This is a genomic window from Devosia sp. Leaf64, assembly GCF_001421945.1.
Lineage (GTDB): Bacteria > Pseudomonadota > Alphaproteobacteria > Rhizobiales > Devosiaceae > Devosia.
On the sequence record NZ_LMLO01000019.1, the window covers coordinates 104257 to 122373 of the forward strand.

The window sequence follows — 18117 nt, forward strand, 5'->3', positions numbered from 1 at the left end:
GGTTGGGGTGCCTCACGGCGCCCAGCTCAGGAAATTCTCGATCAGCTTCAGTCCCAGCGCCTGGCTTTTCTCCGGGTGAAACTGCGTCCCAAAAATATTGTCGCGGCCGATGCAAGCCGTCACCGCGCCACCATAATCGGTCGTGGCGATGAGGTGCGTCGGGTCACTCGTATGGAAATGGTAGGAGTGGACGAAATAGGCGTGGAGCCCATCGGGGATGCCGGCGAGAAGGGCGTGGGGATTGAGCACCGAAATGGTGTTCCAGCCCATATGCGGGATCTTTAAAGCCGGATCGGACGGGGTGATCTTTTCGACGGCACCGGGGATCCAGCCGAGGCCCTGGGTGATGGTTTTTTCGCGGCCTTCGCTGGCAAGCAGCTGCATGCCGACGCAGACGCCGAGGAAGGGCGTCGTGCCTCGGATGACGCGTTCGTCTAAAACTTCGGTCATGCCGGGGACGGCATCGAGGCCCGCCTTGCAATCGGCGAAGGCGCCGACGCCGGGGAGCATGATGCGGTCAGCGCGACGCACGAGATCGGGGTCGGCGGTGACGATGATGTCGGTGCCATCGCCGCGTTCAGCAGCGACACGCTCGAAGGCATTGGCGGCGGAGCGGAGATTGCCCGCGCCATAATCGATGATCGTAACAATGCTCATGAGCGAGGCTCCAGAACGGCCAGGCGCGCGAGATCGGCATCGCCGGCGAAGCGGTGACCCGCTTCTTTAAATTCGCGGCGCTCAAGCGCGCGACGTCGGGCGCCTGGCGCAGCAACACCGAATGCCACGGCAAAGAGCAGGTAAAGCCAGAACGCGGTTTCGCTGCCGAGGAAGCGACCGGCGAGCACGACGAGGCCGGCACTGATGACGAAAAGCCCAAGCTGATCCCAGAGCCGATGGACGAGCGCATGAACGGGAGGCAGGAGCGCCGCGAACCACGAAAAACGCTCGGCGACGGCCGCGGGAAGGGCCGTTGCGTCGGGGGATCGGTAGAGGGCGAAAAGGGTCACGGGGTACTCCCAGGACGGAATAGGGTCCACTTAGTGTAAAATGCACGATGGGGGAAGGGACCGCGCTATTTCGACGGTCGTCATTGCCCGGCTTGTCCGGGCAATCCAGCCAGCCTCAAGAGTGGACTACCCGGACGAGCCGGGTAGTGACGATAGTCGTAGGTGCAGCGGACGACTAAAGCGTGCCCTTGGTGCTCGGCACGCGGTCAGCCTGACGGGGGTCGATCTCGAGCGCATCGCGCAAGGCGCGCGCCACCGCCTTGAACATCGACTCGGCCAGATGATGGTTGTTGTCGAAGTAGAAATTTTCGATGTGGAGCGTGATGCCCGCATTGATGGCGAAAGCCTGGAAGAACTCGCGGAACAGCTCGGTGTCGATGTCGCCGATCTTGTCGCGATTGAATTCGGCCTTGAAGACGAGGAAGGGGCGGCCGGAGACATCGAGCGCGGCGCGGGTCAGCGTGCCGTCCATGGGCAGGTCGCACGAGGCATAGCGGCGGATGCCCTTCTTATCGCCGATGGCTTTTGCGATGGCTTGGCCGAGCGCGATACCGACATCCTCCACCGTGTGGTGAAAATCGATATGGAGATCGCCCGTGCAGGCGACGTCCATGTCGATCAGCGAGTGGCGCGAGAGCTGGTCCAGCATGTGATCGAAGAAACCAACGCCGGTCGCCATTTTATGCGTGCCAGCGCCATCCAGATTGATCGAGGCCGAAATCTCGGTCTCGTTGGTCTTGCGAGCAATGGTGGCGGTGCGCATGGGCGTCTCTCCGATGGTCGCGGCTCATTAGCAGATAGGCGCGCAGGCATAAAGATGGCGTGCTGTGCCATGGCCGTTCCACATTTGGATGCAGGCTGGCGCAAGGTTTTCAGCTTGAAGGATTTGTCGATGCGCTTTGCCCCGGTTTTCGCCCTCGGTCTTTTGGTTCTTGCGCCGCTCCCGGCACAGGGACAATCGACGCGCGACGCCTGCACGCTGCTCGACAAGGATCTGCTCACAGAGACCCTGGGCCAGGAACCGGAACTGCGCGAAGAAAATGGCGCAGGCACCGGGGTGTCGCTTTGCAGCTGGCGCGGTGGCGAAGGCGATGGGGTTCGCGTCCATTCGATTACGGCGGTAAGCCAGAACATCGTCGGGGGCACACCGCTCGACTATTTCAAGCAGCACCAAGGCTACAAATTCGAAGAGCTGACCGCGGCCAATGTGGCGACCATCGAGGGGCCGTGGCAGGCCGGATATCTGGTCGATGTGACGACTGAGCCCAATCCGGATCAGCTCTATGTTCTCACCTTCATCAACAAGGACGACACGGTGACCATCGAGACCTATGGCCTCCCTAAAAAGACGACCGTTGCTCTCGCGGAGTCCGTGGCGCGCGCGATGTAGCCACGCATTGCAATCACGCGGCGCGCTCCTAAATAGTACTCAACAGTTCGGAGTACCTCCCCAAATGAGCGACAACACTTCTCCCGGGTGGCACGGGACAACCATCGTTTCCGTGCGCAAGGGCAACAAGGTCGTGGTGGCTGGCGATGGCCAGGTGTCCATGGGCCAGACCGTGATGAAACATGGCGCGAAAAAAGTGCGGCGCCTTGCCGGCGGCAAGGTGATCGGCGGCTTTGCCGGTTCGACCGCTGATGCCTTTACCCTCTTCGAGCGGCTCGAAGCCAAGCTCGAGCAATATCCAGATCAGTTGATGCGCGCGGCCGTCGAGCTCGCCAAGGACTGGCGGACCGATCGCTATCTGCGCAAGCTTGAAGCCATGATGATCGTGGCCGACAAGACTGACACGCTGGTGCTGACGGGCAATGGCGATGTGCTGACGCCAGACCATGGCGTTATCGCTATCGGCTCGGGCGGCAATTATGCTCATTCGGCGGCGCTCGCTTTGCATCAGGCGACCGAGCTCGATGCCGAAGACATCGCCCGCCGGGCCATGAAGATCGCAGAGGAAATCTGCGTCTATACCAATGGCAATGTCACGCTCGAAACGATCGAGACCTGATGTGAGCTTTTCGATCCGGCGGCTCGGAGCAGGGGACGTGGCAGCCTATCGCGCGATAAGGCTCGAAGGTCTTGCCAACCACCCTGAGGCGTTTTTGTCTTCAGCCGAAGCCTTCGCTGAAAAGAGTCATGCCGAAATCGGCAATATGCTGGAAGCGTTGACCGTTTTCGGCGCCTTCACGCCGGATGGTTTGCTCGCCGGGATCAATGCGTTCCTGCAAAACGAAGGCAGCAAGGATCGGCACCGTGGCTGGATGCTGCAGGTCTATGTGCGGCCTGAGTTTCGCGGCACAGGCGCGTCCAAGGCGCTGTGCGAGCATCTGATCGAGCATGCACGCGGCAAGGTTATCCAGGTGCACTTAGGCGTCTGGTCGGAAAACGAGCCGGCGATCCGGCTTTATAAAAAGCTGGGCTTTGAGGTCTATGGCACGGAGCCCCGCTATCTCTACGTGAACGGTCGATATCTCGACGAACACCTGATGGTGCGCTTCCTGGACCGCGACGCGGCCCAACAGTAAGGCACTGTGGAAAGTAACAAAATGACAGAGACCAATTTTTCGCCGCGCGAGATCGTTTCCGAGCTCGACCGCAATATTGTCGGCCAGCATGATGCCAAGCGCGCGGTGGCCGTGGCGCTGAGGAATCGCTGGCGCCGGCAGCAGTTGCCGCCCGAATTGCGCCGCGAGGTCACGCCAAAAAATATCCTGATGATCGGGCCGACCGGCGTCGGCAAGACCGAGATTTCGCGCCGTCTGGCGCGGCTTGCGCAGGCGCCGTTCGTCAAGGTGGAAGCCACCAAGTTCACCGAAGTCGGCTATGTGGGCCGCGATGTCGAACAGATCATTCGCGATCTCGTCGAAGCGGGGATCACCGTTCTCCGCGACAAGCGCCGCCGCGATGTGCAGGCGCAAGCCCACCATAATGCCGAAGAGCGCGTGCTCGACGCTTTGGTCGGGACGTCGGCGACGCCCTCGACCCGCGACTCGTTCCGCTTGAAGCTCCGCAACAACGAGCTCGACGACAAGGAAATCGAGATCGAAATGCAGCCCGCGCCCAATACGGGTGGGTTCGAAATGCCGGGCATGCCCAATGGCGGCATCGGCATGATCAATCTCAGCGACATGTTCAAATCGGCCATGGGCGGCCGCGGGGTGAAGCGCAAGGTCAAGGTGAAGGACGCCTATGAGCCGCTGATCGCCGAAGAAGCCGACAAGCTGCTCGATCAGGAACAGCTCAAGACCGAAGCCATCGAGCTCGTGGAAAACCACGGCATCGTCTTCATCGACGAGATCGACAAGGTGGCGCAACGCGAAGGCGGCGTGCAGGGCGGTCCATCGCGCGAAGGCGTGCAGCGCGATCTGCTACCCTTGATTGAAGGCACGACGGTCGCGACGAAATATGGGCCGGTCAAGACGGACCATGTCCTCTTCATCGCTTCCGGCGCCTTCCATGTCTCGAAGCCCAGCGATCTCTTGCCTGAGCTTCAGGGTCGTCTGCCGATCCGGGTGGAGCTGAAAGCCCTGACGCGCGAGGATTTCATTCGTATCCTCAACGATACCGAGGCGAGCCTCGTGCGCCAATATGTGGCGTTGCTCGGCACCGAAGGCGTGACGCTGACGTTCACCACCGACGCGATCGAGGCGATTGCGGATGCGGCGGTCAAGGTCAATTCCTCGGTCGAGAATATTGGCGCCCGTCGTCTGCAGACGGTCATGGAACGGCTGGTCGAAGAGATTTCCTTCGATGCGCCGGATAAGGCCGGACAGGCCATTGAGATCAATGCAGCCTTTGTGCGCGAGAAGGTGGGTGTGTTGGCTGGCGATACGGACCTGAGCAAGTTCGTGCTTTAGGGACCAGAGCTACCACACTCTCGATGCGGCACCCTCCCCTGGACGGGGAGGTGCTGCGTCAGTGGCGTAGGGGGCATCGCAGGCCTACCGCTTCTTGCCAGATCGCTTCACCAGTTCATCGCGCAAGAACTTGAGGTCTTCGGGGTCGAGGCGATCGATATTGTCCCGCAGCCGATTGGCCAGTTCGGTCGCCTCGGGGGAAAGCCCGCCTGTGTCGATCGTCACCTTGGGGTCGGAAATTTCCGAGAGGCGCTGGAGTTCTTCGGCCTCGTCCCAGATCACGTTGAAATAGGCGATCATTCGGTGGAGCAGAAAGCTTGTGGGCGTGCCGCGCTTGCCATGTTCCAGCGCCGAGAGATAGGCGCTCGAGACATTGAGCGCCGCAGCCATTTCCTTGAGCGATATGCCGCGCGCTTCGCGCAGCGCGCGCAGTTTGGCGCCAAGCGGGGTCATGGCCGACGCAGGCGCACATACCATGCGCCCTCCCCACCATGGCCGCGGGCGGCAAGGCTCCAGCCGGAAATCATGTGCGAGAGACCCGGTTCGGAAAGCCAGATCGGCAGCATAGTGCGCAGAATGCCGCGTTCGGTCATGGCAGCAATATAGTCGTTTTCGGTCTTGGCGCCCTTGCCGGTGATGACGAGCAGGGTCCGGTCACCCCGAGCAGCGCGGGCGCCGATAAAGCGGCGCAGAGTTTCACGCGCGACGACCTGGGTCATGCCGTGAAGGTCTATCGTGCCATCGATTTCGATACGGCCGCGGCGGACCTTTTTATGGATGGCTGGATCGACATTCTTGTCGACCACTTTGGCGGCGGGCAAAGGCGCTTGATAGGCCGGCAGGAAAGGCTTTTTGGGGGTGCCCATGCGGGGGGGCGCCTTGATCGCCGGCGTCGGTTCGGGCTCGGGAATGGGCAAGGCAGGCTTGGACCCAAATTTCAAAAGCCCGTTGCGACGCAGGGGCTCAACCGTCTCGGACACGGAGGTCCAGAGATGGAAATCGTGCGGCAGGCGCTTGGAGTCGCGCTTGGACATTTTTGACGCCTGCCGGAAGCTTGATCAGTCGAGCTGGCTCGTGGTGACGACTTTCCAGTTCGGATCGCGCGATTTGGGATTGCGCGCAAAGGTCCACTCGTCGGCGATGGTCTGCACCTGGTCGGCATTGCCTTCGACGAGATTGCCGTCCTTGTCGCGAATTGCCGAAACCACTTCGGCGTGGAAATCGACCGTCACGAGGACATTCTTCTTGTCGTATTCCGCCTGGACGATGGCAACCTTGGGGAGGCCCACAAAGGTGAACTCGTTCTTATGGCCAGCCGCTTCGCGATCGGAAATCGCGCGGGCAAAGCTTTCATAGACGTCTTTTTCCAAAAGGTTCTTGAGCGTCGTGCGGTCGCCTTCGGCAAAACCGGTGACGATCATCTCGTAAGCCTGCTTGGCGCCTTCGAGGAAGGATTTTGGCGTGAATCCGGTATCCGCCTCGGCGACAGCGCGAAGGCCAGCGGCCAATTCGGCATTGCCGGCCGCGGCCTGCTCGATCTCGGCTTCGAGTTTGCGCGTGCGGCGCTCGTCGTCAAGGTTGGGGCCATCAGCCGGGCGCGGGCGCTGCGGCACGACGCCATCATCGGCGGCAGCGGCTTTCTTTTCGGCCGGCGTCGAGCGGCTGCGGTCGATCGGCGGGCGCTCATTGCCCGTCCGCGTTCCCAGGACAGAGCGGAGGCGGAACAGCACGAAGACCGCGACCACAATGGCGATGAGGGTGGGCAGATCGAGAAACTCGTCCATATGTCGGTGCACCTGATAGCTGGGCGTGCCTAAAGACGCCGTTGGGCGCTCGCCGAGCGCGCGTGTTGATCCTATATATAGGAAAAGCTTTCGCTCAAAACCAGTTCACTCACGGCGGCGCGATTTGCCGCGCCCCTAAACAAAGGATGACCCGGGTGCTCCGCTTCATTCCCATTCTGTTTCTACTTCTGCCCCTGATCGAAATCGCGCTCTTCATTCTGGTTGGCCGCACCATTGGCGTCATGCCGACGCTGGGCCTCGTCGTCCTCGCCGTTGTTCTCGGCATCGCGGTGCTCCGCCAGCAGGGCCTCAGCGTCCTCAACCGGATGCGCAGCAACATGCAGACCGGCACACTGCCGGGACAAGCGCTGTTCGACGGCATGGTGCTCGCTGTCGCCGCGGTTTTGCTGATCATTCCCGGATTTCTGGGCGATGCGATTGCCCTCGTGCTGATGGTGCCGCCGGTTCGTCATTGGCTCTATAAGACACTGACGCGCAACATGACCGTCGTGCAGACGACAACAACATCCTATCGCCATGCGAACGATGCCGAACCGCCCCATCTCAAAGGGAGCCAGACGATCGACCTCGACGACGATGACTGGCAGCGCAAATAGAAGCTGAGTCAGCCTCTTTGCTTGTCCGATATCGGCAAAGATGCTAGCCAGCCGGGCAAGAAAACGTCCAAACACAAAGGGACCAATTATGGCCGACGAAAACCAGGGCGCGGCAGCGCCGCAGCCCGGCAACGCGCCCAGCATGAATCTTGTGGGCCAGTATGTCCGCGATCTTTCTTTCGAAAATCCAGGCGCGCCCGGCACCATCATGGCCGGTGGCGGCAACCCGGCTTTCAACGTTTCGATCTCGGTCGGCGTCAAGAAGCAGTCAGACGATCTCTATGCGGTCGAGCTCAACCTCAAGGCCAAGGCCAACCGCGAAGAGACGCTCCTCTTCAACGTCGAGCTGGTCTATGGCGGCGTTTTCCGCCTGCGCAATATTCCGGAAGCGCAGATCTCGACGCTGCTGATGGTTGAATGCCCCCGTCTGATCTTCCCGTTTGCCCGCCAGGTGCTCGCCAACGTTACCCAGCAGGGCGGCTTCCCGCCGCTGATGATGGAGCCGGTCGACTTCATGGCCATCTATCGCCAGAACCTTGCCCAGCTCGCAGCCAAGCAGCAGGCCGAAGGCGGCGCCGCCGCCGCTCCAGCCAGCGACCTGCCCAACTGATTTTTGGATTTTTGATTTTGAATGTGAAGGACCCCGGCGCGAGCTGGGGTTTTTTAGTTTTGTAGCTGGCGTCTCACCCAGACTGGGTGAGAAAGGACCAAAAACTATTCCGCCGCTTCGACCTCGGCGTATTGGGCCCAGATCGCCGTTTCGCCCATCTTGGCGATGAAGGCGTCGTGGGCCTCGGCTTCGGCGAAGGAAATACGCGAGGGGAGGGGCATAGGGCGCGGACGGGCCGCAACACGGGTAAGAAGGCTCTCGCTACCGTCGCTTTCGGCCTCGGCAATGAGCGCGAGGCTGACCTGCTTGCCGCCGATCAGCTCGAGATAGACTTCGGCAAGAATTTCACTGTCGAGCAGCGCGCCGTGCAGCGTGCGGCGCGAATTGTCGATGCCATAGTGCTTGCAGAGGGAGTCGAGGCTGACGCGGGCGCCCGGGTGCTTTTTGCGCGCGAGAATAACGGTGTCGATGACTTCGTTGTCGAGCTTGCTGAGCCCGGCCCAGCCGAGTTCGGCATTCAGAAAGCCCATATCGAAGGGTGCGTTGTGAATGATGAGGCGCGCGCTATCGACGAAAGTACGAAACTCATCCGCGACGGTTTTGAACAATGGTTTGTCGGAGAGGAACTCGCGGCTCAAACCATGCACGCGAAACGCCTCTTCGGGCATGTCGCGTTCAGGATTGATATAGACGTGAAACGTCTTTCCCGAAGGAATGTGGTTGATCAGTTCGACGCAGCCGATTTCGACCAGACGATCGCCTTCGGCATGGGACAGACCCGTCGTTTCGGTATCGAGAACGATTTCCCGGATCATTGTTTTGGGTCCCTTGTCTTCAATGCTTCAACCAATGCGGCGACTTCCGCGTCGATTATTTTGCGCGAGCGCGCCGTATCGAAGAGATAGGTGGCGCGCTTCTTCTTTTCATCCTGCGGGAGCTGGCGGGCAAGGATAGCATCGCGCTTTTCCACGGTCATACCCGGTCGGGCCATGATGCGCTCGTTCTGAATGTCTGGGTCGACAACCGTCACGGCAATGGCGTCGAAGCCATAATCGTGGCCGCTTTCAAAAAGCAGGGGCACTTCAACCGCTGCTATCGGCTCTCCAGCGCGCTCCGCCTTATCGAGGAAAGCAGCGATCTTTTCGCGCACCAACGGATGCACCAAGGCTTCGAGTTTTTTGAAACCCGTGGGATCAACGGCAAGGCGGCGGGCAAGTTCTTGGCGATCAATCCGACCGTCCTTGGCGACCCCTGGGAAAAGCGCATCGACCGGTCCGACGGCTTCACCTTCATAGAGCTCGGCCACCGCCTGATCGGCTGAGAAGACCGGCACGCCGGCCTTGGCAAAGGTATCGAGCAGCGTCGATTTGCCGGTGGCGATGGAGCCGGTAATTCCGAGGCGCCACATCTAATGGTCCAGCGTTGCTTCGATACGGGCGCGAAGTTCCGGCGTCACCGTTGGGCGGATCCCGAACCAATCGGCAAAGCCTGGCACGGCTTGGTGCAGCAGCATGCCAAGACCATCGACAGTTTTCAGCCCGGCAGCCTGCGCGTCGGCGAGGAGCGGCGTGACCAGTGGTGAGTAGACGATGTCAGTGACCAAGGCGGATTTGGGCAGAAGGCCGAAATCAAGCCAATCGAACCGTGTGCCGTGAAGGCCTATGGAACTGGTATTGACCACAAGGCCGATCGAGGGGGCGAGTTCAGGAAAAGCGTCGAAACCCTGAGCCTCGAATGGGCCGTCGATATCAGCCACCAGGGCCTCGGCATTGGCGAGGGTGCGGTTGAGAATGTGCACCTTGCCAGACCCGCGTTGGCGCAAGGCGACGAGAATGGCGCGGGCAGCACCCCCGGCGCCGATGACGATGGCATCGCCTGTGCCTTGAGCCCAGCCAGGTGCCTTATCATCGAGATTGCCCAAGAATCCCAGATAGTCGGTATTATATCCGTGCAATTTGCCATCGCGCACGACGAGCGTGTTTGCCGCACCGATGGTTTTGGCGAGATCATCGACGCTGTCGCAGAGCGCGAACACCGCTTCCTTATGGGGGATAGTGACATTGCCGCCGGCAAATTCACCGCCCCGAAGCCGATCGAAAAAGGCGGGCAGGGCGTCTGGCGCGATGTCGATGGCTTCATAGCTGCCATCGATGCCGTGTTGCGCGAGCCAGGTGCCATGGATAAGCGGCGAGCGCGAATGGGCGATGGGGTGCCCGATGACGAAGGCTTTGCGGGTCACAACTGGTCCGGTGATTTGGAGAAAAGCTCAGGCGCGAAATCCCGCAATGCGCCGAGAAGCGGCAAGAGCGGCAGGCCAAGGATCGTAAAATAGTCGCCGACCACTTTTTCAAACAGTTGGATAGACGGGCCCTCGAGCCGATAGCCACCGACCGAAGACAAAGCCGCTTCGCCTTCCGCGCCCAAAATCCTGTCGCGCTCGCCGGCGTCGAAATCGCGCATGGTCAATTCAGCGGTTTCGATATCGGACCAGATCAGATTGCCGCCACGAACGAGCGCAACCGCTGCATGGAGGCGATGGGTCTTGCCCGCGAGATGATCGAGCTGGCGCGCAGCGTCAACCATGTCGATGGGCTTGTGGAGGAGCTCGGTCCCAAGCGCCAAAGTTTGATCGGCGCCGATCACAAAGGCTTCAGGATAGAGTGCCGAGACGGCCTCTGCCTTGGATCGCGCAAGCAGCGAAGCGAGGTCGCGGGCATCGGCCCCATCGCCCAAAGCCGACGCTTCGAGCGCACGTTCGTCGATGGTGGCAGGCGAAATGGAAAACTGCAGACCTGCCTTTTCCATCAAGGCCTTACGCGTCGGACTGGAGGAAGCAAGGATCAACATGGGAGAAGTTTTCCACACTGTCATCCCCAGCTCAAGCCGCATTTGTGGGAATGACTCGTAACTTTGCGCAGACCGCAGACTTGTTCGACCTGTTCGTTAAAAAGTTAACAATTCCTTTCCGAGGTCGGCGGAGAGGGGCTGGGGGAATCATTGGGGACAACTGGATTTGCGCGGAGAGGATTATCGACTCCCTCATCCACAGGCGAATCCGAATCATTGACTCGGGAGTCGCCTGATTAAGGCCTTCTTAAACTTCGTTAACGGGTGCGGCGAGCGGGAAGCGTCACAGGTATTAACAGACCCTTAACGACGTGCTGCGCGCAAGTGCCGCCACATGCGGCGATTGTGGAGCGCCATGAATTGCAGATAAACACCGCCATAAAGAAGAAGATACGAAGACAAAGAGTCTCTTTTGGGTTTTGAAAGGGACGAAAGGGCAAGCGCGGTGACCAAGAAGAAATTGCTGGCAACGGTTCTCGGAGAACGCCAGGACACACCCCCGATCTGGATCATGCGACAGGCAGGACGCTATCTGCCGGAATATCGCGAGACGCGCACCAAGGCCGGCAGCTTTTTGGATCTCTGCTACAATCCTGAACTGGCCACCGAGGTGACGCTGCAGCCGCTGCGCCGCTTCGACCTCGATGCTGCGATCCTCTTTTCCGATATTCTCGTCATTCCAGATGCGCTGGGGCAAAAGGTTCGCTTTGAACAGGGTGAAGGCCCCATGCTTGAGCCGCTCACCACAAGCGGTGTCGATCGGCTGGAGCGCGGTGGGGCTTTAGAGCATCTGGCGCCTGTGCTGGAGACGGTGAAGCGCCTCCGGGCGGCCCTTGCTCCTGAAAAGACCCTGATCGGCTTCTGTGGCTCTCCCTGGACCGTGGCGACCTATATGCTCAATGGCCGGGGCTCGCCCGATCAATGGGTGGCGCGGCGGTTTGCGCTCGAGCATCCGGAAAGCTTTGCCAAGCTCATGGAGGTGCTGGTTGAAACAAGCGTCGATTATCTCGTTGCCCAGCTCAAGGCCGGCGCCGATGTGGTGCAGCTTTTCGAAAGCTGGGCGCTCAACCTCGACGATGCAGCGTTTACGACCCAGGTGATCGAGCCCAATCGACGGATTGTCGAAGGCGTGCGGGCCCGCGTGCCCAATGCACCGATCATCGGTTTTCCGCGTGGCGCTGCCGGTAATTTGCGGCGCTATGCCAATGCCACTGGCGTCAATGCGCTGGGGCTCGACTATGCGACGCCGCTCAACTTTGCCCGCGAGCATCTGCCAGCGGATTTGCCGGTTCAGGGCAATCTCGACCCGCTGCGCCTCGTCATCGGCGGTGACGCCATGGAGCGCCGCGTGATCGAGATCAAAGAGGCCTATGCCGATCGTCCGCATATCTTCAATCTCGGGCATGGTATCGTGCCGGAAACGCCGATCGACCATGTGGCGCGGCTCGTCGAACTGGTCAAGCAGGGCTAGGTGCAGACATGTATGAATGGGTAAAGGCGCTGCATGTGATTTCGGTCATCGCCTGGATGGCCGGCATGCTCTACCTGCCGCGGCTGTTCGTCTATCATTCGGTGACGGAGAAGGGCACGCCGCAATCCGAGACGTTCAAAGTCATGGAGCGCCGGCTGCTCAAGGGGATCATTAACCCCGCCATGATCGCCACCTGGGTCTTTGGCCTGACCATGATCCATCTCGGCGGCGTCGATTGGGGTTCGCTCTGGCCTTGGTTCAAGGCCGCTTTCGTCATCGGCCTTAGCGGTGTCCATGGCATTCTCGCCGGCCACGTCAAACGCTTTGCGCGCGACGAAAACGTCAAGCCCCAGAAGTATTTTAGGATCATCAACGAAGTGCCGACCGTGCTGATGATCGGCATTGTCATCATGGTCATCGTCAAACCGTTCTGATGCTTTTAAGCCGTACCGTTTGCCACGGGCTCATTCCGATAGTTGACGGCGCGGCGTTTCACGTGAATCCACCATGCCGCAAAATTCTCGCTGCGGCTTGGGTTCCACCTTGAAACCCGCTTTGGATCGCGCTACATGGATCGCAACGCATCCCTCCTAAGGCGCGGCCGATTCCGGTAACGCGCGGTGCTCTCCCCCAAAATAAAAACTCTCCTCTACGATTTACCCCAAGGGTCCATCGCATCCATGCAGAATATCAAGCTCAGCGAGCTCAAGGCCAAATCCCCGGCCGAATTGCTGGCGTTCGCCGAAGAACTCGAAGTCGAGAATGCTTCGACCATGCGCAAGCAAGAGTTGATGTTCGCCATTCTCAAGGAATTGGCATCCCAGGACATCGACATTGTCGGCGAAGGTGTGGTCGAGGTCTTGCCTGACGGCTTTGGCTTCCTGCGCTCTCCCGATGCCAATTATCTTCCCGGCCCTGATGACATCTATGTCAGCCCGAGCCAAATTCGTCGCTTTGGTCTGCGAACGGGCGACACGGTCGAGGGCGAAATCCGCTCTCCCAAGGAAGGCGAGCGCTACTTTGCGCTGCTTAAAGTCAGCACCATCAATTTCGAAGATCCAGAGGCCATTCGCCACAAGGTCAACTTCGACAATCTCACCCCGCTCTATCCCGAAGAACGCCTCCGCATGGAGATGCCCGATCCGACGTTGAAGGATCGTTCTGCGCGCTTGCTGGATTTGGTAGCACCGCTCGGTAAGGGCCAGCGTGCTTTGATTGTTGCGCCGCCGCGTACTGGTAAGACGGTATTGTTGCAAAATATTGCACAATCGATTGCCACCAACCATCCCGAATGCTATCTCATCGTGCTCTTGATTGACGAGCGTCCGGAAGAAGTCACCGATATGCAGCGCTCGGTGCGCGGCGAAGTCATTTCCTCGACCTTTGACGAGCCAGCATCTCGTCACGTTCAGGTCGCCGAAATGGTGATCGAAAAGGCCAAGCGTCTCGTCGAACACAAACGTGACGTCGTCATCCTGCTCGATTCGATCACGCGTCTCGGCCGGGCTTACAACACAGTGGTGCCAAGCTCCGGCAAGGTCCTCACCGGTGGTGTCGACGCCAATGCCCTCCAGCGCCCGAAGCGCTTCTTTGGCGCGGCGCGGAATATTGAAGACGGCGGTTCCCTCACAATCATCTCGACGGCGCTGATCGATACCGGTTCGCGCATGGACGAAGTGATCTTCGAAGAATTCAAGGGTACCGGTAACTCGGAAATCATTCTCGACCGCAAGGTCGCGGACAAGCGAATCTTCCCTGCGCTCGACATCACCAAGTCGGGCACGCGTAAGGAAGAACTGCTGGTCGAGACGGACATTCTCAAGAAGATGTACGTGCTCCGCCGTATTCTCAATCCGATGGGCACGATCGACGCCATGGAATTCCTCATGGACAAGGTCCGCCAGACCAAGACCAATTCGGATTTCTTCGATTCGATGAATACCTGATCTCAAAATGCTGGCCGGCGATACGATCATGGCGCTGTCTTCGGGCGCCCTGCCATCCGGCGTTGCCGTCATCCGCCTCTCGGGCCCAAAAGCTCGGGAGGCGCTGCTTTTTATGACCGGCGATCTACCCAAGCCAAGAACGCTGGCCTTGCGCAAGATTGGTGCTGATCGGCAGCTTGATCATGGTCTCGTTGCCTGGTTTCCGGGGCCAAATAGTTTTACCGGCGAGGACTGTGTGGAGTTTCAGGTCCACGGATCTCCTGCCGGCGTAAAGGCCATATTGCGCACCCTTGATGACTTCGGTCTTCGACTCGCCGAGCCGGGCGAATTCACGCGCCGCGCATTTGAAAACGGGAAGCTTGATCTATTGGCCATAGAAGGTCTTGGCGATCTGCTTAGTGCGGAAACCGAAAAGCAGAGACAACAAGCCCTCGCGCGGTATGACGGCCGACTAACTGCGACGGTCGATGCCTGGCGTGAGACTTTGCTCAATCTTCGCGCTGAAATTGAAGCCCGCCTCGATTTCTCTGATGAAGGCGATGTTGACGAAGATCTACCGGAAAGTTTTCAGTCTGAACTTTCCGCGCTGAAACACTCGATTGAAGCTACTCTGGCGAGCGTCATCAGCGGACGCATCGTGCGCGAAGGCATTCGAGTGGCGCTTGCTGGGGCGCCAAATGCTGGGAAATCCAGCCTCATCAACGCTCTTTCAAAGTCCGATGTCGCCATTGTCTCAGATGAGGCTGGCACGACGCGCGATGTGCGCGAAGTCCCACTCGATATCGGTGGACAGTTGTTTATCCTGCTCGATCTAGCCGGTTTGCGGGATACCGCAAGCAAGGCAGAAGCTGAAGGTATTCGTCGGGCGGAGAGGGCAATTGCCGATGCCGACATCCTGCTGTGGCTTGTGGCACCGGACGTTGACGATACCACAAAACCAGCGACATCGGCCCGAGTCATTACCATCGGCACGAAGGCAGATCTTGATGATAGAACAGGATTTGATCTGACCGTTTCGACCGAGACGAGCCTAGGTTTGGACGCGCTCATTACGCGTCTGAGCGAGATTGGCGGAACGCTGGCAGGTAGCGAACCAGCGCTCGTGAGCCATGAACGAGACCGCGTTGGCCTACAAAACGCGATCGATGCTCTTGCTCAAACCCGGGCTGGACTGGCGGACTGGGAGCTGGCTGCGGAATCTCTCCGACACGCGTCACAGGCCTTGGAGCGGCTTATTGGCCGGGTCGATGCTGAGCAGGTCCTAGATCGCTTGTTTTCCAGCTTCTGTATCGGAAAATGATTCACGTGAAACATTTGCGGCGGGTGCCACCATTTAGTGATTCACGTGAAACAACACTTTCTGTTCTCAAGAGCACCAAAAGTCGATAAGACAGCCCCAATCACCAGACATCGCCAGCGTAAACGCCTTAGCGGGCGTTGTGGACATTAAGGACAAGCCATGACGGACTATGCTGTCATCATCGTAGGCGGAGGTCATGCCGGGTGCGAAGCTGCCGCCGCATCAGCACGACTTGGTGTTCCCACGGCGCTTATCACTCATAGCTTTGCCACTATTGGCGAAATGAGCTGCAACCCAGCTATTGGCGGGCTTGGTAAAGGCCACCTGGTCCGGGAGATCGATGCGCTTGATGGTCTTATGGGCCGCGTCGCTGATGAGGCAGGCATTCAGTTTCGTGTGCTGAACCGCCGGAAAGGACCGGCCGTTCGAGGACCAAGGGCCCAAGCCGATCGCAAGCTCTATCGCAACGCCATGCAGGCCGCGATAACAGCCCAGCCAAACCTTGATGTCATCGAGGGTGAGGTTGATGATCTCGAAGTCACCGATGGGCTCATATCTGGCGCCGTACTGCTAGATGGTCGTCGGTTTTCCGCGAAGGCAGTCGTGCTAACGACCGGCACTTTCCTGCGTGGCCTTATCCATCGCGGCGAAGAAGCGGTGCCCGCTGGCCGAATTGGGGAAAAGCCCGTGCTCGGGCTTTCGACGCGACTCGAAAATCTTGGTCTGCAACTTGGTCGCTTAAAGACGGGCACACCGGCGCGCCTTGACAAAACATCGATCGATTACAGTGTCTTGGAAGAACAGCCTGGCGATAATCCACCAGAGGCATTCTCGGCGCTGACCACTGCGATCACTACACCGCAGGTGTCGTGCCACATCACGAGGACGACGAGCGAAACGCATCGGATCATCTCGGACAATCTGCATCGTTCAGCGATGTACTCCGGCCGGATCCAATCGCGCGGCCCGCGTTATTGCCCATCGATCGAAGACAAAATTGTGCGCTTTGCCGATCGCGATAGCCATCAGATTTTCCTCGAGCCCGAGGGCCTCGAAGAGAATACGGTCTATCCGAACGGGCTCAGCACCTCGCTACCCGCGGATGTCCAAGACGCTTTCCTTCGCTCGATGCCTGGCCTTGAAAACGTTAGGATTGTTCGGCCCGGCTATGCGATCGAATATGACTACGTTGATCCGCGCGAGTTGCGGCCTACCCTTGAGGTCAAGCGCCAGCCTGGGCTTTATCTTGCGGGTCAGATCAACGGCACGACGGGATATGAAGAAGCCGGCGCGCAGGGCCTTCTCGCTGGCGCCAACGCGGCTTTGGCTGCATCCGGTCAGGAAGTCTTGGTCCTCTCGCGTACCGATAGCTATCTCGGCGTGATGATCGATGATCTGGTAACACGTGGTGTTACCGAACCCTACCGGATGTTCACCTCGCGCGCAGAGTTCAGGCTACATCTGCGCGCTGATAACGCCGATCAGCGGTTGACTCCCCAGGGCATGGAAAAGGGCTTGGTCACAGAGGTTCGCGAAGACCTCTTTGAGACAAAGCTAGCTGCGCTGACGGCAGGCCGAAAGAAATTGCACGAGTCAGTTGCCTCGCCGAGCCAGGCGCGCAAGGCTGGCATTCCCATCAACGAAGACGGCAAGCGGCGTTCGGCGTTCGAGATTTTGTCTTATCCCGATCTGGGCTGGGACGATATCGTGAGACTCTGGCCGGAACTTTCAGATGTTCCGGAGGCCGTGCGAGAGCAGCTTGGAATTGATGCACAATATGCTGTATATCTCGACCGGCAGCAGGCGGATATTGAAAGCATGCGGCGCGATGAGACGCGTCACATTCCAGATGACATGGATTATAATGCCATTCCTGGACTGTCGATGGAACTACGACAGAAGCTGTCCCAATTCCGTCCGCAAACGATCGCTCAGGCCCAGACCATGGACGGTATGACACCCGCTGCGGTAACGCTCCTTCTGGCCGTTTTGCGTCGCGGTGACCTCCGGAAAGCTGGCTGATGGCTGACTATACTGCCATAGCCCCCTATTCTGGCCATTTCTCAAGACCACTCGACGCAGTTGGCAACGACTTGGAAACCTATGCTGCGCTGCTCAAGAAATGGCAGGCCGTTCAGAATCTTGTTTCACGTGAAACGTTGAGCTCGATTTGGGAGCGCCATTTTGCGGATAGTCTGCAAATTACTGCGCTGCTTAAGGACGAAGATAAGCACTTCTTGGACCTCGGTAGTGGTGGTGGCTTCCCCGCTCTACCTCTCGCGATTGCCTCAAAGGGAACGGATCGCTCTTTCGTCCTGATTGAACCGACTGCTCGAAAGGTTAGCTTCTTGCGCACTGTCGCGCGTGAGTTGGGACTGGCCGTGACAGTCATTGGGCAGCGCAGCGATCAGATTGATTCACGTGAAACACCCGCTCCCGATGTCATCACGTCGCGCGCCCTCGCTGCAATGCCGCAATTGTGCGAGTGGATGGAGCCATTTTTCGCTGCAAAAACAAGGGGGTTGCTCCACAAGGGGCGGGAACATGTTGAAGAAGTCAAGGATTCGGGTGCGCATTGGCACCATGACGTGGTAGTAAACAAGAGTGACACTGATCCCGGCGGCGTGATCCTGACGATCACGAATCTTCGAAGAAAATCAGCGTCTTAGCGGCAAAA

Annotated in this window: 22 protein-coding genes; 12 read left to right on the forward strand and 10 right to left on the reverse strand. The window is 59.1% G+C overall.

The annotated features are described in order from the left end of the window. Window positions 1-12: 12 nt before the first annotated feature. The 3 genes from hisH to hisB all read right to left on the reverse strand — a co-directional run bounded on the left by hisH (window position 13) and on the right by hisB (window position 1770). Entirely contained in the window at window positions 13-657 is a 645-nt protein-coding gene (hisH, locus tag ASE94_RS11665; RefSeq protein WP_062630550.1) for an imidazole glycerol phosphate synthase subunit HisH, read from the reverse strand. Then, entirely contained in the window at window positions 654-1007 is a 354-nt protein-coding gene (locus ASE94_RS11670; RefSeq protein ID WP_062630551.1) for a DUF2628 domain-containing protein, read from the reverse strand. The genes hisH and ASE94_RS11670 overlap by 4 nt, the downstream gene beginning before the upstream one ends. A gap of 175 nt (window positions 1008-1182) precedes the next feature. Continuing rightward, on the reverse strand, window positions 1183-1770 hold the full coding sequence (hisB, locus tag ASE94_RS11675; protein WP_156352120.1) for an imidazoleglycerol-phosphate dehydratase HisB: 588 nt from the start codon (window positions 1768-1770) through the stop codon (window positions 1183-1185). A gap of 69 nt (window positions 1771-1839) precedes the next feature. Here hisB and ASE94_RS11680 point away from each other — a divergent pair, with 69 nt between their 5' ends. From ASE94_RS11680 to hslU, 4 genes are all read left to right on the forward strand, one after another. Continuing rightward, window positions 1840-2397: a hypothetical protein gene (locus ASE94_RS11680; protein ID WP_062630553.1), complete on the forward strand. Its 558-nt coding sequence runs from the start codon at window positions 1840-1842 to the stop codon at window positions 2395-2397. A 64-nt stretch (window positions 2398-2461) separates the two neighbouring features. Further along, window positions 2462-3016 (forward strand): ATP-dependent protease subunit HslV, encoded by a 555-nt coding sequence (gene hslV, locus ASE94_RS11685; protein ID WP_061908487.1) that lies wholly within the window; start codon window positions 2462-2464, stop codon window positions 3014-3016. Beyond that, window positions 2988-3533 carry an N-acetyltransferase gene (locus tag ASE94_RS11690; RefSeq protein WP_280137175.1) on the forward strand — a complete coding sequence of 182 codons (546 nt, stop codon included), beginning with the start codon at window positions 2988-2990 and terminating at the stop codon, window positions 3531-3533. The genes hslV and ASE94_RS11690 overlap by 29 nt, the downstream gene beginning before the upstream one ends. Before the next feature lie 21 nt (window positions 3534-3554). Beyond that, a complete protein-coding gene (hslU, locus tag ASE94_RS11695) occupies window positions 3555-4865 on the forward strand; it encodes an ATP-dependent protease ATPase subunit HslU (RefSeq protein ID WP_062630555.1) in 1311 nt (436 codons plus the stop codon). An 84-nt stretch (window positions 4866-4949) separates the two neighbouring features. Here hslU and ASE94_RS11700 read toward each other — a convergent pair whose 3' ends face one another. From ASE94_RS11700 to ASE94_RS11710, 3 genes are read right to left on the reverse strand one after another with little or no spacing between them, the layout of a single operon-like run. Further along, on the reverse strand, window positions 4950-5318 hold the full coding sequence (locus tag ASE94_RS11700) for a helix-turn-helix transcriptional regulator (protein WP_062630556.1): 369 nt from the start codon (window positions 5316-5318) through the stop codon (window positions 4950-4952). Then, window positions 5315-5899 (reverse strand): Smr/MutS family protein, encoded by a 585-nt coding sequence (locus tag ASE94_RS11705; protein WP_061908483.1) that lies wholly within the window; start codon window positions 5897-5899, stop codon window positions 5315-5317. The genes ASE94_RS11700 and ASE94_RS11705 overlap by 4 nt, the downstream gene beginning before the upstream one ends. Window positions 5900-5923: 24 nt before the next feature. Beyond that, a complete protein-coding gene (locus ASE94_RS11710; RefSeq protein WP_061908482.1) occupies window positions 5924-6649 on the reverse strand; it encodes a Tim44/TimA family putative adaptor protein in 726 nt (241 codons plus the stop codon). Window positions 6650-6804: 155 nt separating this feature from the next. Here ASE94_RS11710 and ASE94_RS11715 point away from each other — a divergent pair, with 155 nt between their 5' ends. Further along, on the forward strand, window positions 6805-7266 hold the full coding sequence (locus ASE94_RS11715) for an FxsA family protein (RefSeq protein ID WP_162236085.1): 462 nt from the start codon (window positions 6805-6807) through the stop codon (window positions 7264-7266). An 88-nt stretch (window positions 7267-7354) separates the two neighbouring features. Then, the gene (secB, locus tag ASE94_RS11720; protein ID WP_061908480.1) at window positions 7355-7876 is read left to right on the forward strand and encodes a protein-export chaperone SecB; all 522 of its coding nucleotides are present in this window, start codon (window positions 7355-7357) and stop codon (window positions 7874-7876) included. 104 nt (window positions 7877-7980) lie between these two features. Here the strand turns inward: secB and dnaQ are convergent, their stop codons facing one another. Genes dnaQ through ASE94_RS11740 form a run of 4 tightly spaced genes read right to left on the reverse strand, consistent with a single transcriptional unit; the run spans window position 7981 to window position 10723 of the window. After that, entirely contained in the window at window positions 7981-8688 is a 708-nt protein-coding gene (dnaQ, locus tag ASE94_RS11725) for a DNA polymerase III subunit epsilon (protein WP_062630695.1), read from the reverse strand. Then, window positions 8688-9284: a dephospho-CoA kinase gene (gene coaE / locus ASE94_RS11730; protein WP_062630557.1), complete on the reverse strand. Its 597-nt coding sequence runs from the start codon at window positions 9282-9284 to the stop codon at window positions 8688-8690. Before coaE ends, dnaQ begins: the two co-directional genes overlap by 1 nt. Then, window positions 9285-10115: a shikimate dehydrogenase gene (locus tag ASE94_RS11735; protein WP_062630558.1), complete on the reverse strand. Its 831-nt coding sequence runs from the start codon at window positions 10113-10115 to the stop codon at window positions 9285-9287. It lies immediately after the preceding gene. Then, a complete protein-coding gene (locus tag ASE94_RS11740) occupies window positions 10112-10723 on the reverse strand; it encodes a Maf family protein (protein WP_156352121.1) in 612 nt (203 codons plus the stop codon). Before ASE94_RS11740 ends, ASE94_RS11735 begins: the two co-directional genes overlap by 4 nt. 445 nt (window positions 10724-11168) lie before the next feature. On the opposite strand from ASE94_RS11740, the gene hemE reads away from it, so the two are divergent. The 6 genes from hemE (at window position 11169) to rsmG (ending at window position 18109) form a co-directional block, all read left to right on the forward strand. Next, window positions 11169-12194, forward strand: coding sequence for a uroporphyrinogen decarboxylase (hemE, locus tag ASE94_RS11750; RefSeq protein ID WP_062630560.1), 1026 nt, complete (start codon window positions 11169-11171; stop codon window positions 12192-12194). Window positions 12195-12202: 8 nt separating this feature from the next. Next, window positions 12203-12628, forward strand: coding sequence for a protoporphyrinogen oxidase HemJ (gene hemJ / locus ASE94_RS11755; RefSeq protein ID WP_062630561.1), 426 nt, complete (start codon window positions 12203-12205; stop codon window positions 12626-12628). Window positions 12629-12874: 246 nt separating this feature from the next. Next, complete coding sequence (gene rho / locus ASE94_RS11760; protein WP_061908474.1) at window positions 12875-14140, forward strand: transcription termination factor Rho; 1266 nt, start codon at window positions 12875-12877, stop codon at window positions 14138-14140. Window positions 14141-14147: 7 nt separating this feature from the next. Next, complete coding sequence (mnmE, locus tag ASE94_RS11765) at window positions 14148-15440, forward strand: tRNA uridine-5-carboxymethylaminomethyl(34) synthesis GTPase MnmE (RefSeq protein ID WP_062630562.1); 1293 nt, start codon at window positions 14148-14150, stop codon at window positions 15438-15440. Window positions 15441-15599: 159 nt separating this feature from the next. After that, the gene (gene mnmG, locus ASE94_RS11770) at window positions 15600-17462 is read left to right on the forward strand and encodes a tRNA uridine-5-carboxymethylaminomethyl(34) synthesis enzyme MnmG (protein WP_062630563.1); all 1863 of its coding nucleotides are present in this window, start codon (window positions 15600-15602) and stop codon (window positions 17460-17462) included. Next, a complete protein-coding gene (gene rsmG / locus ASE94_RS11775) occupies window positions 17462-18109 on the forward strand; it encodes a 16S rRNA (guanine(527)-N(7))-methyltransferase RsmG (protein WP_062630564.1) in 648 nt (215 codons plus the stop codon). The genes mnmG and rsmG overlap by 1 nt, the downstream gene beginning before the upstream one ends. The last annotated feature ends 8 nt before the right edge of the window (window positions 18110-18117 follow it).

What these genes read in the sequence shown, in the direction of transcription:
- hisH (WP_062630550.1), bottom strand. Translation starts at nt 657, where the DNA reads ATGAGCATTGTTACGATCATCGATTATGGCGCGGGCAATCTCCGCTCC.
- hisB (WP_156352120.1), bottom strand. Translation starts at nt 1,770, where the DNA reads ATGCGCACCGCCACCATTGCTCGCAAGACCAACGAGACCGAGATTTCG.
- ASE94_RS11680 (WP_062630553.1), top strand. Translation starts at nt 1,840, where the DNA reads ATGGCCGTTCCACATTTGGATGCAGGCTGGCGCAAGGTTTTCAGCTTG.
- hslV (WP_061908487.1), top strand. Translation starts at nt 2,462, where the DNA reads ATGAGCGACAACACTTCTCCCGGGTGGCACGGGACAACCATCGTTTCC.
- ASE94_RS11690 (WP_280137175.1), top strand. Translation starts at nt 2,988, where the DNA reads ATGTCACGCTCGAAACGATCGAGACCTGATGTGAGCTTTTCGATCCGG.
- hslU (WP_062630555.1), top strand. Translation starts at nt 3,555, where the DNA reads ATGACAGAGACCAATTTTTCGCCGCGCGAGATCGTTTCCGAGCTCGAC.
- ASE94_RS11700 (WP_062630556.1), bottom strand. Translation starts at nt 5,318, where the DNA reads ATGACCCCGCTTGGCGCCAAACTGCGCGCGCTGCGCGAAGCGCGCGGC.
- ASE94_RS11705 (WP_061908483.1), bottom strand. Translation starts at nt 5,899, where the DNA reads ATGTCCAAGCGCGACTCCAAGCGCCTGCCGCACGATTTCCATCTCTGG.
- ASE94_RS11710 (WP_061908482.1), bottom strand. Translation starts at nt 6,649, where the DNA reads ATGGACGAGTTTCTCGATCTGCCCACCCTCATCGCCATTGTGGTCGCG.
- secB (WP_061908480.1), top strand. Translation starts at nt 7,355, where the DNA reads ATGGCCGACGAAAACCAGGGCGCGGCAGCGCCGCAGCCCGGCAACGCG.
- coaE (WP_062630557.1), bottom strand. Translation starts at nt 9,284, where the DNA reads ATGTGGCGCCTCGGAATTACCGGCTCCATCGCCACCGGCAAATCGACG.
- ASE94_RS11740 (WP_156352121.1), bottom strand. Translation starts at nt 10,723, where the DNA reads ATGTTGATCCTTGCTTCCTCCAGTCCGACGCGTAAGGCCTTGATGGAA.
- hemJ (WP_062630561.1), top strand. Translation starts at nt 12,203, where the DNA reads ATGTATGAATGGGTAAAGGCGCTGCATGTGATTTCGGTCATCGCCTGG.
- rho (WP_061908474.1), top strand. Translation starts at nt 12,875, where the DNA reads ATGCAGAATATCAAGCTCAGCGAGCTCAAGGCCAAATCCCCGGCCGAA.
- mnmE (WP_062630562.1), top strand. Translation starts at nt 14,148, where the DNA reads ATGCTGGCCGGCGATACGATCATGGCGCTGTCTTCGGGCGCCCTGCCA.
- mnmG (WP_062630563.1), top strand. Translation starts at nt 15,600, where the DNA reads ATGACGGACTATGCTGTCATCATCGTAGGCGGAGGTCATGCCGGGTGC.
- rsmG (WP_062630564.1), top strand. Translation starts at nt 17,462, where the DNA reads ATGGCTGACTATACTGCCATAGCCCCCTATTCTGGCCATTTCTCAAGA.